The 14401-nt window shown below is 59.0% G+C and carries 14 protein-coding genes and 1 pseudogene; 9 read left to right on the top strand and 6 right to left on the bottom strand.

Annotated features, from left to right (window positions below):
• The first annotated feature begins 80 nt into the window (after positions 1-80).
• The 3 genes and pseudogenes from NWP14_RS10470 to phrB all read left to right on the top strand — a co-directional run bounded on the left by NWP14_RS10470 (position 81) and on the right by phrB (position 2348).
• A complete protein-coding gene (locus NWP14_RS10470; protein WP_095095114.1) occupies positions 81-287 on the top strand; it encodes a DUF2517 family protein in 207 nt (68 codons plus the stop codon).
• Between the two features lie 102 nt (positions 288-389).
• Positions 390-878: pseudogene (locus NWP14_RS10475) on the top strand (YbgA family protein); the annotation flags it as partial.
• Between the two features lie 27 nt (positions 879-905).
• Positions 906-2348, top strand: a complete 1443-nt coding sequence (gene phrB / locus NWP14_RS10480) for a deoxyribodipyrimidine photo-lyase (RefSeq protein ID WP_375215286.1) — start codon at positions 906-908, stop codon at positions 2346-2348.
• On the opposite strand, the gene dtpD is transcribed toward phrB, so the two are convergent.
• Positions 2320-3798, bottom strand: coding sequence for a dipeptide permease DtpD (dtpD, locus tag NWP14_RS10485; protein WP_375215287.1), 1479 nt, complete (start codon positions 3796-3798; stop codon positions 2320-2322). The genes phrB and dtpD overlap by 29 nt on opposite strands.
• A 270-nt stretch (positions 3799-4068) precedes the next feature.
• Between dtpD and NWP14_RS10490 the strand changes: the two genes are divergently transcribed.
• From NWP14_RS10490 to nei, 6 genes are read left to right on the top strand one after another with little or no spacing between them, the layout of a single operon-like run.
• Complete coding sequence (locus NWP14_RS10490; RefSeq protein ID WP_095095125.1) at positions 4069-4812, top strand: type 2 GTP cyclohydrolase I; 744 nt, start codon at positions 4069-4071, stop codon at positions 4810-4812.
• 14 nt (positions 4813-4826) lie between these two features.
• Positions 4827-5483, top strand: a complete 657-nt coding sequence (gene pxpB, locus NWP14_RS10495; protein WP_331850549.1) for a 5-oxoprolinase subunit PxpB — start codon at positions 4827-4829, stop codon at positions 5481-5483.
• A complete protein-coding gene (gene pxpC, locus NWP14_RS10500; RefSeq protein WP_375215288.1) occupies positions 5477-6409 on the top strand; it encodes a 5-oxoprolinase subunit PxpC in 933 nt (310 codons plus the stop codon). Before pxpB ends, pxpC begins: the two co-directional genes overlap by 7 nt.
• The gene (gene pxpA, locus NWP14_RS10505) at positions 6399-7145 is read left to right on the top strand and encodes a 5-oxoprolinase subunit PxpA (protein ID WP_375215289.1); all 747 of its coding nucleotides are present in this window, start codon (positions 6399-6401) and stop codon (positions 7143-7145) included. The genes pxpC and pxpA overlap by 11 nt, the downstream gene beginning before the upstream one ends.
• Positions 7146-7194: 49 nt before the next feature.
• Positions 7195-7839 (top strand): pyroglutamyl-peptidase I, encoded by a 645-nt coding sequence (gene pcp / locus NWP14_RS10510; RefSeq protein ID WP_346431878.1) that lies wholly within the window; start codon positions 7195-7197, stop codon positions 7837-7839.
• Between the two features lie 15 nt (positions 7840-7854).
• The gene (nei, locus tag NWP14_RS10515) at positions 7855-8646 is read left to right on the top strand and encodes an endonuclease VIII (RefSeq protein ID WP_331850546.1); all 792 of its coding nucleotides are present in this window, start codon (positions 7855-7857) and stop codon (positions 8644-8646) included.
• A gap of 68 nt (positions 8647-8714) precedes the next feature.
• Here the strand turns inward: nei and NWP14_RS10520 are convergent, their stop codons facing one another.
• The 5 genes from NWP14_RS10520 to NWP14_RS10540 all read right to left on the bottom strand — a co-directional run bounded on the left by NWP14_RS10520 (position 8715) and on the right by NWP14_RS10540 (position 14393).
• A complete protein-coding gene (locus NWP14_RS10520) occupies positions 8715-10100 on the bottom strand; it encodes a sugar porter family MFS transporter (RefSeq protein WP_331850545.1) in 1386 nt (461 codons plus the stop codon).
• A gap of 13 nt (positions 10101-10113) precedes the next feature.
• Positions 10114-10617: an RbsD/FucU domain-containing protein gene (locus NWP14_RS10525; protein WP_375215290.1), complete on the bottom strand. Its 504-nt coding sequence runs from the start codon at positions 10615-10617 to the stop codon at positions 10114-10116.
• An 85-nt stretch (positions 10618-10702) separates the two neighbouring features.
• Positions 10703-12085 carry a sugar porter family MFS transporter gene (locus tag NWP14_RS10530; protein WP_346431875.1) on the bottom strand — a complete coding sequence of 461 codons (1383 nt, stop codon included), beginning with the start codon at positions 12083-12085 and terminating at the stop codon, positions 10703-10705.
• 14 nt (positions 12086-12099) lie between these two features.
• Positions 12100-13053, bottom strand: a complete 954-nt coding sequence (locus NWP14_RS10535; RefSeq protein WP_346431874.1) for a PfkB family carbohydrate kinase — start codon at positions 13051-13053, stop codon at positions 12100-12102.
• Complete coding sequence (locus NWP14_RS10540; protein ID WP_375215291.1) at positions 13050-14393, bottom strand: L-fuculokinase; 1344 nt, start codon at positions 14391-14393, stop codon at positions 13050-13052. The genes NWP14_RS10535 and NWP14_RS10540 overlap by 4 nt, the downstream gene beginning before the upstream one ends.
• Between the last annotated feature and the right edge of the window lie 8 nt (positions 14394-14401).

Genomic DNA, 14401 nt, shown 5'->3' on the forward strand with positions numbered 1-14401 from the left:
CAAAGCGCTATTATTTTGCGCAGAGAGACATTGATAATTTACCGGCGTTAATTGCCGGCCTGACATAAGGGAGAGAAATTATGGCGTTATACAAAACTTATCCTGCTCACGTAGTCTTCTTACGTCGCGCTTTCGCCGTCGTGGCCGGCGTTGCGGCATTTCCGGTGATGCTGTTCTGGAAAGACAGAGCCCGCTATTACAGCTGGCTGCACCGCGTATGGGCGAAGACCAGCGAACAGCCGGTATGGATGGCGCAGGCCGAAAAGGCCGCCGCTGATTTTTACTGATCGCCATCCCGTCGACTGACAAAGCAACCGCCGGTTTTCCGGCGGTTTTTTTTCGCCCGTTGTGGCTTACACTGATAGCTCTTTAACGATAAAGGAGCCGTCATGAACGATAACTGGCTAGAGGATGATGACAAAACCCGTCTTTACACCCTGCGCGAGCTGGATAATCTGCGCCGCGATGGGCTGACCCGGGGCCGGCTGATGGATTTTCACAGCCGCTATAAGCTGTTGCTGCTGGCCCATTCACAGCCTGAATACCGCCAGATTGGTCCCTTCGTGGCGGAGATCGCCCGCTGGCCGTCGCTGGAGGAGTTTTTTGTTGCCTATCGCGAGCGGCTGGTGAAGCTGCTGGCCCATCCGTCCACTCGCGCCAATCACACCAACGTGCTGATGCACGTTCAGGGCTACTTCCGCGAACATTTGACTGCACAGCAGAAGCAGGAGCTGACGTCGCTGATTGACGAATATCGCCGCGGCCAGCAGCCGCTGCTTGCGCCGGTGAGCCTCCTCCAACACTATATGAGCGAATTTCCCGATCCCTGGCTCGCCGGCCAGCGCTATTTCAACCCCTGGCCTGAGTTGCAGGACTAACGAGACGCTATTAAGAGCAGGAGTTTTATGGCCACCCATCTGGTCTGGTTTCGCGCGGATCTGCGCATTCACGATAATCTGGCGCTGGCTGCGGCCTGCCGCGATCCCGACGCCAACGTTCTGGCGCTATTTATCGCGACGCCCGAACAGTGGCGTCAGCACGGGATGGCGCCGCGTCAGGCGGCGTTTATGGTCAGCCATTTGCGCAGCCTGCAGGTCGCGCTGGCCGAGCGCGGTATCGCGCTGCAGGTGGCGCAGGCGACCGATTTTGCCGCCAGCGTCGCGCTGCTGGCCAGGTTCTGCGAGGAGCAGCAGGTCAGCCATCTGTTTTACAACTATCAGTATGAAATCAATGAGCGCCAGCGCGACGCGGCGGTGGAGAAAACGCTGGGCCGCGTGGTGTGCCAGGGATTTGACGACAGCCTGCTGCTGGCGCCTGGCAGCGTGCTGACCGGCAGTCGTGAAATGTATAAGGTGTTCACGCCGTTCAAAAATGCCTTTATCCGCCGTCTGCGCGAGATGCTGCCGGAGTGCGTGGCGGCGCCGAAGGTGCGTAAAAACGGGCCGCTGACGCCGGCTGCCCTGCCGGAGATTGACTACCCGCAGACGGCGTTCGACCCGCTGCTGTTTGCCGGCGATGAAAAAGCGGCCATCGCCAGCCTGCGCGCTTTTTGCCAGCAGAAGGCCGCCGATTATGACCAGCAGCGCGACTTTCCGGCGCTGGAGGGCACCAGCCGGCTTTCGCCGTGCCTGGCGATTGGCGCGCTCTCGCCGCGCCAGTGCCTGCATCGTCTGCTGGCGGAGCAGCCCGGCGCGCTGGACGGCGAGGGCGGGGCGGTATGGCTCAACGAGCTTATCTGGCGCGAGTTCTATCGCCACCTGATGGTTTACTACCCGGCGCTGTGCAAGGGGCGGCCGTTTATCGCCTGGACCGACAGGGTGGCGTGGCTCGACGATGAGCCGGGGCTGGAGGCATGGCAGGAGGGGCGCACCGGCTTTCCGATTGTCGATGCCGCTATGCGTCAGCTCAACGCAACGGGCTGGATGCACAACCGACTGCGGATGATTGTTGCCAGCTTTCTGGTGAAGGATCTGCGCGTCGACTGGCGCGCCGGCGAGCGCTATTTCATCAGCCAGCTGATCGACGGCGATTTAGCCGCCAATAACGGCGGCTGGCAATGGGCGGCGTCTACCGGGACCGATGCGGCGCCCTATTTCCGCATCTTCAACCCCACGACCCAGGGCGAGAAGTTCGATAAAGCGGGAAAGTTTATTCGCCAATGGCTGCCGGAGCTGGCAGCGGTGCCGGAAAAGGCCCTGCACCAGCCGTGGGTCTGGGCCGATAAGCAGGGCGTAACCCTGGCGTATCCGCGCCCGCGGGTCGATCACAAGCAGGCGCGGCTGGAGACGCTGGCCGCCTGGGAGGCCGCCAGCAAAGGCGCTACTCCAGCGCCAGGCGGCGGGTCCTGACCCGCAGCGAGTGATAGAGCCAGATTGCCAGCACCAGGCCGACGCAGGCCAGCGAGCCCCAGGTAATCTGGCTGAACACGTCGATGTAGGCCTCAATCGCGTAGTGCGCCGCCCCGGCTGAATCGAACGAACCCTGCGACGTCTGGTCGGCGATAACCCCCGCCAGATAGTTGGCGATGGCGCCGGAGAGCAGCATGTAGATGCCGGTCAGCACGCCGGTGACGCCGGGTATTTCAATCCGCGTAATCTGCGACATCGCCACCGGATCGATAAATAGCTCGGCAAAGCCCATGACCGCCAGCCCGAGCACCATCAGCGGCATTGAGGAGTGGCCGTAGGTTGCCGACCAGCGGGCGCTCAGCGTCAGGATACAAAAACCGGCGCTCATCAGGCCAAGGCCCAGCGCAAATTTGCCCCAGATGCGCACGGTGCGGTTGCCGCTGATATTCTCTTTGACCAGCCACGCCAGAACCATCCCGCAGAGCATCACCGCAAAGGCGTTCACCGACTGGAACATCGCGGTCGGGACTTCGTAGCGCATAACATGGCGGTTAACGAAGCGGTCGATGTACAGGCTGATGGAGCTGCCGCCCTGCTGGGCAAAGGCCCAGAACAGCAGGCTGAAGCCGGTCAGGATGATAATCAGCCGCAGATCCCGGCGCTGTTTGGCGGTTTCCGCCCGCAGATAGATTCTTGCCAGCACCGCCAGGCCAATGACGGTGGCGACAATCAGCGCATAGACCGACCACTCCTGCCAGAACAGCACGGTAATCAGCAGCGGGGCGGCCACCAGCAGCACCAGCAGCCAGCCCCAGTTCGGCAGCATAAAGCGGCGGGCGCGCAGCGCCTGACGGTTGACGCCGGAGGTATGGCGAAAATGACGGCTGCCGCAGAGGAAAATCACCAGCCCGGCGATCATGCCGATGGCCGCCAGCGCGAAGCCCATCGCCCAGCTGTACTCTTCCTGCACGTATCCGCAGGCGATAGGCGCGATAATGGAGCCGATGTTGCCCGCGGCGTACATCAGCGAGAAACCGCCGTCGCGACGCGGATCGGTCGGCTCGTATAGCTCGCCGAGCAGGCAGCTGACGTTGGACTTAAACAGTCCGTAGCCGCAAACGATAATGGCCAGCGACAGGTAGAGGAAGGTGGGGGCGATTTCGCTGGCGCCGAGCACCAGGTGGCCAATAGCCATCAGCAGCGCGCCGATCATCACCGCCATGCGGTTGCCTAACAGCTTATCAGCCAGAAAACCGCCGAGGATCGGCGTAACGTAAACCAGGGAACAGTAGGCGCTGAAGAGGGCGTAGGCGTGGTTATCATCATACTTAAGCTGATTGGTGAGATACAAAATCAGCAGCGCCCGCATACCGTAAAAACTGAAATATTCCCAGATTTGCAGCGCGACGACGTAGTAGATGGCGCGTGGCTGCGATGATTGTGTATTCATGTAACGCTCAGTTCCTGCCGTAAAGCGAAAGTCGATCTTCCTGCATGAATAGCGCTTTAGTAGTGGAATTCATGGTCTTAAAGGCTTTCTGATTATTTAATATGCTGTAATGGTGCATAAATATACACGAATGCGCGATGGGGAGGGTAGACAAATTGCGGCTTTAAGCTAAAAGTCAAAATAGAGGGCGTCGCGAGCGTGCTATCGACGGTCAGCGCGGTTATCGTTATGTTATCTTCGCAGATAACCTGACGACCTGATGGAGCGGCAATGAAAAATAGCGAACTGGAACAACTCATTAACGAAAAGCTTAACAGCGCGACGTTCAGCGACTATGCGCCGAACGGCCTGCAGGTGGAAGGACGCGAGACGGTGCAAAAAATTGTCACCGGCGTGACCGCCAGCCAGGCGCTGCTGGATGAGGCCGTGCGCCTGCAGGCGGATGCGGTGATTGTCCATCATGGCTATTTCTGGAAGGGAGAGGCGCCGGCTATCCGCGGCATAAAGCGCCAGCGCCTGAAAACCCTGCTGGCCAACGATATCAACCTCTACGGCTGGCACCTGCCGCTGGATGCTCATCCTGAACTGGGCAATAACGCGCAGCTGGCCCAGCTGCTGGGTATCACCATTATGGGGGAGATTGAGCCCCTGGTGCCGTGGGGCGAACTGTCGATGCCGGTCTCCGGCCTGGAGCTGGCCTCGTGGGTTGAAGCGCGTCTGGGACGTAAACCGCTGTGGTGTGGCGATACCGGGCCGGAAAAAGTCTCGCGGGTGGCGTGGTGCACCGGCGGCGGTCAGGGCTTTATCGACAGCGCGGCGCGCTTTGGCGTCGATGCCTTTATTACCGGCGAAGTTTCGGAACAAACCATTCACTCGGCGCGCGAGCAGTCGCTGCATTTTTATGCCGCCGGGCACCATGCAACCGAGCGCGGCGGCATTCGCGCCCTTAGCGAATGGCTGACGGAAAATACCGATCTGGACGTCACGTTTATTGATATCCCTAACCCGGCCTGAAGGGAGAGAGAAAAGTGCAGCGAGCGCGTTGTTATCTGCTAGGCGAAACGGCGGTAGTTCTGGAGCTGGAGCCCCCGGTTACGCTGGAAAGTCAAAAGCGCATCTGGCGCCTGGCCCAGCGGCTGGTGGATCATGAAGATGCGGTGGACGTTATACCGGGCATGAATAATATCACCGTGGTGCTGCGCCACCCGCAGCTCATGGCGTGGGATGCGATTGAACGTTTGCAGCGCTGGTGGGAAGAGAGCGAAGCCCTTGAGCCTGAGTCGCGGGAGATTGCGATCCCGGTTATCTACGGCGGAGACGCGGGGCCTGACCTCGCCGAGGTGGCGCGCCACTGCGGGCTGACGGAGAAGCAGGTGGTCGAGCTGCACTCGTCGGTGGAGTATGTGGTGTGGTTCCTCGGCTTCCAGCCGGGTTTTCCCTATCTCGGCGGCCTGCCGGAACGGCTGGCAATGCCGCGCCGCGCGGAGCCGCGTCTGCAGGTCGCGGCGGGTTCAGTCGGTATCGGCGGCGCGCAAACCGGCATCTATCCGCTGGCGACGCCCGGCGGCTGGCAGCTGCTGGGGCGGACGCCGCTGGCGCTATTTGATGCGCAGCGCAAGGAGCCGGCGCTGCTGCGGTCTGGGGACAGAGTACGCTTCGTGCCGCAAAAGGAGGGCCTATGTTGAAGATGATTCGCGCAGGGATGTACACCTCGGTGCAGGATGGCGGCCGGGAAGGGCAGCGTCGGTCGGCCATCAGCCGCTGCGGCGCGCTGGATAAGCCGGCGCTGACGATCGCTAACCTGCTGGTGGGGAATGACGCCAACGCGGCCGCTCTGGAGATCACTCTTGGGCAGGTGGATATTGAGTTTGAACAGGACTGCTGGTTTGCGCTGACCGGCGCCGCCTGTGAGGCGACGGTGGGCGGCAGGCCGGTTTGGATCGGCTGGCGGACGGCGGCGCAAGCCGGCCAGCATCTGGTGCTAAAGAACCCTCAGCACGGCATCCGCAGCTATCTGGCGGTGGCCGGGGGCATCGACGTGCCGCTGGTGCTCGGTTCTCGCAGCACGGACCTGAAGGTCGGGATCGGCGGGCTGGAGGGGCGGCGCCTGAAGGACGGCGATCGGCTGACGTCGGGCAAGCCGTCCCGCCATTTCAGCGGCCCGCAGGGCGTCAAACAGCTGCCCATCGGCAACCGCATTCGCGCGCTGCCCGGGCCGGAATATCATGAGTTCGACAGTACCTCGCAGGCCTCTTTCTGGCGTTCGCCGTGGCAGCTGAGCGCGCAGAGCAACCGGATGGGCTACCGCCTGCAGGGACAGCCGCTTACGCGCACGACCGATCGCGAAATGCTCTCTCACGGCCTGCTGCCCGGCGTGGTGCAGGTGCCGCATAGCGGCCAGCCGATTGTGCTGATGAACGATGCGCAAACCACCGGCGGCTATCCGCGTATCGCGAGCATCATTGAGGCGGATATGTACCAGCTGGCGCAAATTCAGTTGGGTCAGCCGATTCACTTTGTTTCCTGTTCGCTGGAGGAGGCGCTGAAAGCGCGCGCCGACCGCCAGCGTTACCTGGACCAGCTGGCGTGGAGGCTTAACGATGAAGATTGACCTTAATGCCGATCTTGGCGAAGGCTGCGCCAACGATAGCGCTCTTTTGCAGCTGATCTCTTCCGCCAATATCGCCTGCGGCTTTCACGCCGGCGATGCGCTGCTGATGCATCAGTGCGTGCGCGAGGCGCTAAAAAACGGCGTTGCGATTGGCGCGCATCCGGGTTATCCGGACCGACAAAACTTTGGCCGTACCGCGATGCAGCTACCGCCGGAGACGGTTTACGTCCAGACGCTGTACCAGATTGGCGCCCTGGCCGCGATTGCCCGCGCCGAGGGCGTCGATCTGCAGCACGTCAAGCCGCACGGGATGCTGTACAACCAGGCGGCAAAAGAGGCACCGCTGGCGGATGCGATTGCCAGAGCCGTTCGCGATTTTAACCCCGGGCTGGTGCTGATTGGGCTGGCGGGGAGCGAGCTGATTCGGGCAGGCCAGCATTACCGGCTATCCACCCGCCAGGAGGTTTTCGCCGATCGGGGATATCTGGCCGACGGCAGCCTGGTGCCGCGTTCACAGCCCGGCGCGTTGATTGCCGACGAGGAGCAGGCGCTGGCGCAAACGCTGGAGATGGTGCAGCACCAGCGGGTGCGCAGCGTGACCGGCGAGTGGGCGCACGTCATGGCTGAAACCGTTTGTCTGCACGGAGACGGGGAGCACGCGCTGGAGTTTGCCCGCCGTTTACGCGCGGCGTTTGCCGGACGCAACATTCAGGTCAGCGCGGCGTTGGAAGAGTAGCCAGATAGTGACAACCTACGATGACGATGCAGGGAGAGGAGAAGGGAGCATGGCTGGCGTATTGATTACCGGTTTCGAGCCATTTGACGGCGAAGCGCTTAACCCTTCATGGGAAGTGGTAAAGCGACTTGATGGCGCTATTATTGCCGGAGAGCGCGTCGTGGCGCGACGGCTGCCCTGCGTTTTTAACGAGGCGCTGACGGTGCTTCACGCCGCGCTGGATGAGCTCAACCCCGCGTTGACCCTTGCCGTTGGCCAGGCGGGAGGGCGGGCTGATATTACCGTTGAACGCGTGGCGATAAACATCGACGATGCGCGGATCCCGGATAACAAGGGCCAGCAGCCGATCGATCTGCCGATCGTGGCCGGCGGTCCGACCGCCTGGTTTAGCAGCGTGCCGATCAAAGCGATCGTCGCCGCGCTGCGCCAGCAGGGCATTCCCGCATCGGTATCACAAACGGCGGGGACGTTCGTGTGCAATCACGTGATGTACGGTTTGCTGCACCGGCTGCAGGGTAAAGCTGGCGCAAAAGGCGGCTTTATTCATATTCCGTATCTGCCGGAGCAGGCTGCGGCCCATCCCGGCGAGGCGAGTATGGCGCTGGAAACGATACGAGCGGCGCTGGAAACGGCGATTGCCGTGGCTCTGACCCACGACGACGATCTCAGCCTTACCGGCGGCGCGACGCACTAACAGAAGGACGACATTATGCCGGAAGGTCCGGAAATCCGCCGCGCGGCGGACAGCCTGGAATTGGCGATTAAAGGCGAGCCCCTGACCGAAGTGTGGTTTGCCTTCCCGCAGCTGCAGCCCTGGCAGCCTGAGCTGGTGGGCCAGCGGGTGACGCATATTGAGACGCGCGGCAAAGCGCTGCTGACGCATTTCTCCGGCGGGCTGACGCTGTACAGCCACAATCAGCTGTACGGCGTGTGGCGCGTGGCGGCGGCAGGAGAGCAGCCGTCGACCAACCGCATTTTGCGCGTCAGGCTACAGACGGCGGAGAAGGCGGTGCTGCTCTACAGCGCTTCGGATATTGAAATATTGACCCCGGCGCAGTTGGCAGTACACCCTTTCTTACTCCGGGTCGGCCCCGACGTGCTGGATATGACCCTGACGCCTGAAGAGGTAAAGGCCCGTCTGCTATCGGCAAAATTCCGTCAGCGTCAGTTTTCCGGCCTGCTGCTGGACCAGGCATTCCTCGCCGGGCTGGGCAACTATCTGCGCGTCGAAATCCTCTGGCAGGTGGGGTTGACCGGGCGGCACAAGGCCTCGGAGCTGACGGACGGGCAGCTTGATGCTCTGGCGCAGGCGCTGCTGGAGATCCCGCGTTTATCCTACAGTACCCGCGGCCAGGTGGATGACAATCTGCATCATGGGGCGCTGTTTCGTTTTAAGGTTTTCCACCGCGACGGCGAGCCCTGCGAACGCTGCGGCACGCTTATCGAGAGAACCATGCTCTCATCCCGACCGTTCTACTGGTGCCCCGGCTGCCAGCTTTAAAGCGCTTGCTAACCCTGCGCGTAGACGGGCAGGGTTAGCGTGTTTTTTGAGGGCTGGCCGTGCCGTATTCAGGCCGCGCTCATCTCGGCGCTGATTTGCTCAAGGGATTTATCTTTGGTCTCCGTTACGCAGAAGAGATTGAGTAAAAACCATAGCAGGCAGCACAATCCGTAGAGCAGGAAAGGGAAACTGCCGTTGAACCACTCGTTGAGCACGCGGCTATCCATCAGCATCGGGAAGGTCTGGGAGACAATAAAGCTACCGCTCCAGATTAAAAATGTCGCCCACGACATCAGCTTACCGCGAATAATGTTTGGTGATAGCTCCGGGATAATTATCCATAGAATAGGTCCGACGGTTCCGCCAAAAAATAAAATATAGATAATCATAATAACCAGCATAAAGATGCTGGTGATGCCCATCCATATTAAAATTCCGAGCAGCATAAGCGATACAAAGCAGACAAACGATCCCACGATCAAGAGCTTACGCCGACCATATTTATCCACCCGGTATACGGCCCATACTGCAGCGGCAAAAAATGCGCTGCCGATAATAATTTGCTGATAATAGGCGGTGCGTTCGTTCGCGATTCCAATATTTTCAAGTAATACGTTGCCATAATACAGGACGGCGTTAATGCCGCAAAGATTTGCCAGCAGCGCCATGGCGAGGATCGTAAATGATACCCGGCGGTATTTTTTCGATAATAGTGAGGTGGTTACCCCTGAGCTACCGGCCCCGCTAGCGGAAAATGAGCGTTTAATTTCCGATAATGCAGTGGTACAGTCATAGTCCTCGCCATTAATATATTTCATTATCTTATTTGCTTCGGCATCCCTGTTTTTACCCATTAGCCAACGCGGGGATTCTGGCAAAAAGCAGACAAGGATCATAAACAAACAGCCGGGAAGCGCCATCGCGCCTAACATAAGGCGCCATGAATATTGGGTCGCCCATGCCTGGTCTGGCGCCTGTGCGGCGACCAGCGCATTTACCAGATAGACCAGCAGGATGCCGAAAGCGATCATCATCTGGTAAAAACCCAGCGTTTTACCGCGTATTTCTTGTGCCGATATTTCGCCGATATACACGGGGGCGGTTGCCGAACCCAGGCCCACTCCGACGCCACCAAGGATTCTGAACAGGATAAACAGGGTAAAGTTATAGGGGAATGCGGTGAATATCCCCGCTAAAAAAACCAGTAACCCGGAGATCAGTAATGCTTTTTTCCGCCCCAAAGAGTTATTGATAAACTGCCCGCTCAGCGCGCCTATCATAAACCCTAAAACGACCGAAGAAACCGCCCATCCGGTACCGATAGCATCGAGTGAAAAATATTTACTGAGATGAGAAATTGCCCCGGCGATAACTGCGGAATCAAAACCATACAACAACCCCGCTAATGAGGCAATGAGGGACAGTTTATAACTCATATGATGTGTTGTATTCATGTGCAGGCATCCATCAGTAAATTTTTTTTATTTTGGGTACGGCCTTGTCGATAATGCGCCGGGAGCGTTCAATATATTCAGGGATGATTTTCATGGAGTCATCGAACCAGGCATCAGGATCGGTGCTGGCGACCAGCGCAAAGTTTCCCCAGGGCATCAGTGAACCTGAACGAATAGTCACTTTAGCCCGCGGATAAATATCGGTAACGAGATTTCTGTGCGGAATCAAGGTGAAGTCCGCACTGCTGCCGGTAAATATCTCGGTTACACGGGTGAGTAGTTTTGGATTATTATCCGGGACCTCATCGGCAAAAATAACTTCTTCGATGAAAATTTCGTTGCGCAGAACGGCGAGAATTTCAAGAAGATTGACGCTCCCGGAATAAAAGGCTAGATCGATGCGATTCGCGCTAGCGGGAATCGGCGCGCCGGCATCGGTAACTAATATAATGTCGCCATGCCCTAAACTGGCTAACGCTGAGGCGATTTGCGGATGTAGGATTTTTCCAGGTCTCATAATGTTCTCCGGATAGTGTTATTTATATAAGTAAAATACGGTACAGGGTGTCAGGCGGTGAAACGCTCCCGCCGTGGGCTAAGGACTATTTACGGTGTAATTCGAGCTCTATTTCTTCCAGCGTCTTGCCTTTAGTTTCAGGAACCATGGTCAGGACAAAAATTAGCGCGACCGCCGATGTTGCGGCAAAAATAAAGAATGTACCTGCCGCACTGATATTTTCTACGAGGACCGGGAAAAAGCGCGACACGAAGAAGTTGCCTCCCCAAAGGGCAAACGTTGCGATAGAAACCGCCACGCCGCGGATGTGAATAGGGAATATTTCTGCGATGATGACGTAGGCCACGGTGCCATAAGAGACGGCGAAAATAGCCACATAGGCGAGAATACTCAGCAGTAGCAGGGTGGTGTGCGCTTCGCTGGCGCGGAACAGCATCCCAATACAGGTTAACGCAATCGTCATACCGATAGAGCCGAAAATCAGCAGCGAACGGCGTCCGACTCTATCAATGATCCACATGGAGAGCAGGGTCGAAATAACCAGCGTCAGGCCAATCAGTACGGTAAAAGACATCGCGCCGCTGACATCCACACCCGCTGTTTTAAAGATTTCCGGGGCGTAGTAAAAAATGGCGTTAATCCCGGTAATTTGTTGAAACAGCGCCACGCAAAAGCCGACGATCAGCGCTTTACGCAGGCGCGGGGTAAATAGCTCGCTCAGCCGGGACTGGCTTTCGTTTTGTAACGCGGATTTGATCGCCGCCAGCTGCTGCCTGGCCGTTGCCTCATCCGGATTAATTTTCCGCAGTACATCGAGCCCTTTCGCATCATGCCCCTTGCGCAGCAGCCAGCGTGGGCTTTCCGGCACCCATGCCAGCAGGATCAGAAAGATCGCCGCCGGGGCGATGCCGGTCGCGAAGATAACCCGCCAGCCGTATTCGATATTCCACGCTTCGCTGGCGCTGCTGGCGATGATTGCCGCAATCGAAAAAATAGCCAGATTGCCCACGCAGTTAAAAAGCTGATTTAACGAGACCAGCCGACCGCGAATGTGCGCTGGAGAAACCTCGGCGATGTAGAGCGGCGCGATGGTTGTTTCCACGCCAATACCAACCCCCACGAGGATGCGAAACCACACCAGCATCTCCGCCGAGGTCGCTATGGCCTGACCGAGTACGCCAAAAATAAAAATCAGCGCCGTCAGCAGCAGAACTTTTTTTCGTCCTACCGCATCGGAAAGCGGTCCCGCCAGCGCTACGCCGATGATACAGCCCACGATAATCGACGACGTCACCCAGCCGATACCGTTCGCATCAAGGGTGAATTTACTTTGTAAAAAACCTACGGATCCGGAAATACTGCCGTTATCAAAACCAAACAGAAACCCGCCGACGGCGGTCACTATGGAGATCAACAGAACGTTACGCATCCAGGCGTTTTTTGCTGAGATAGAGGCATGATTGACCATAATACACTCCGTTATTAAGCGGGTGAGCGTACCGCGCGTACCGCGCAGCGTTGTTGTAATACATGAAGGCTGACATCGGCGGCCAGGCCTGCCGTTGAGCTGGCCGCATTGGCCGCGCCGCAGGCCGCCGCGAGCGTCAGGTGCGCCGCCCAGCCCGACTGCGGTCGGGCCAGCAGGCTGGCGATGAGCCCGGCGCAGTACGCATCGCCAGAGCCAACCGCGCTGAGCGTCGCCACTGCGGGGGCGGCGACTGTAAAATTTCCGTCCGGCGTAAGCGCCTGGGTTGGCTGCTGTCCATCGGTAATAATCACGCAGCGCACGCCCTGTGCGAGCCAGTGGTTGGGTAAGTCGTCCGCCGTCTCTGCGTTGGCCTGCCGCAGCTCATCGCGGTTGATTTTGATGATGTCGGGCAGCGCGGCGGCGGATTGCAGCAGTGCTGCTCCGTGAGTATCGAGCAGCGAAAGGACGCCATGTTCGCGGGCCAGGGATATCCAGCGCCCGTACTCGTCCGGTGTCAGGTTCTGCGCCAGAGAACCGGTGCAGACAACGGCGCTGGCGCGAGGAAGCTCCGTCGCCAGCATGCTCCACAAACGACGGTATTCCTCGGGCTGAATAGCCGGGCCAACGGCGTTGTAGACGCTGGCTTTGTCCGGTGCTTTTTGCTCCGTCACCACCTCACAGATGCGGGTGCTCGCGGCAATCTCGCACCAGCGTCCCTCCAGCCCTTCCTCGGCCAGCAGCTCGCGGCATAGCCGACCCGTCGCGCCGCCAAGAAAACCGAGCAGCAGGGGCTCCGGCGCGTTTTCCAGCTGTAGCTGAAGTTGGCGTAAAACGCGCGCCACGTTTACCCCTTTCCCGCCGGCCAGGGTTTTATCGTTCAGCAGGCGATGGACCGTTCCGGGACGCTGTTGGTCGACCAGCAGCAGACGTTCAATAGCCGTATTCAGCGAGGCGATAAGCACGTTCACAGGCGGTTCTCCCGGTGAGTGGTAATGAGCCAGCTTTCGCGAGCGATCATGGCGGCGCCCGTGGCAACCGGTTCAGCGAGCTCGCTGACGAACAGCGGCATTTTCCAACGGCGTTTGCGGTGCTCAAGCATCTCCTTGCGCTGGAATAGCGAGCCCATCAGCACGGCATCCTGAGGGCGGATTGCGCCAATCTCGCACATCATGGTCAGCAGTCGAAATGCGCGATCGGCGATATGGTTCAAGGTTGCCTGCACGATGCTTGCCGGCTGAATACCGGCAGGCAAATGGTGCAGTGAAAACAGGCCCAGAGATTCGTCTTCATTAACCGAGACCGACACGCCAGGCGTGCGCGCCTCCTCGAGCAGCTCGCGAAACAGCGGGTCGTAATCCCCCTGATAGAGCAGTTCCGCCAGCGTCTGAATGATTTTCCCCGACGGAGTCGCACAGCCCATGACAAATTCTCCCGGCTGCCAGGTTCGTTCGATATCCACGCCAAGCTGCCAGGCGATGGGCGTATCCGGGAAGTGGGGCGTCAGCACCATCAGATATTCCGAGGTGCCGATCGAATCGAAAACGTGAGTGGGCTGGCGACTCTGAACAGCCCAGGCGGCAATAATTTGATCGTGCCCGCCGGCAAAAACGCAGGCCGCGGGATGCAGCGCCACCCCGGGGAGAGCCTGAGGCCTGATCTCCCCGCAATGCTCGCCGGTGTTAACCGTAGTCGGGAAAATTTCGGGGCGCAGTCCGAGCTTATCCAGCGTGGGTTCATGTAGGTACATCGATTGTAAATCGACGCACTGCGAGTGGGTTATTTGCGACGTGCAGGAGCGCCATTCACCGGTTAGACGCCACATGGTGTAGCTGCCGAAATCTACCCACTGGTCGGTTTGCCTCCAGAGATCGGGATGCTGCTGGCGTATCCAGCTCAGCCGTTCCGGACTCTGGTTTGGGCGCGATCGCATCCCGGAAATAGCGTAATGCTCCTGGCTATCCAGCCAGAGATGAACGTCGTCGGGCAGCGCAGTGACAGGATAGTTCTCCCACCACGCCAGCGATGGATAGATAACGTCACCATAGCGATTGACCGCCACCGACTCCTCCTGCCCGAAGGTGCCGATGGATATCGCCGCCAGCGGGCCGCAGGCGCAGGCCTCGCTGCGGGAATAATCGATGATAAGCGCAGCCACGGTTTGCCAAACCGACTGCGCATCGTGGAAGGTCAGCCCGTTGCGCTGGAGGACGGGCGTGCGGCACTTCTTCACCGCCAGCGGCTGACCTTCTTCGTCGATGCCGATAATTTTTATATGCGTGGTGCCAATATCAATGCCGAGAAACCACATGGTGATGA

The sequence above is a fragment of the Klebsiella sp. C349492 genome (assembly GCF_042055345.1).
Classification (GTDB): domain Bacteria; phylum Pseudomonadota; class Gammaproteobacteria; order Enterobacterales; family Enterobacteriaceae; genus Klebsiella; species Klebsiella scottii.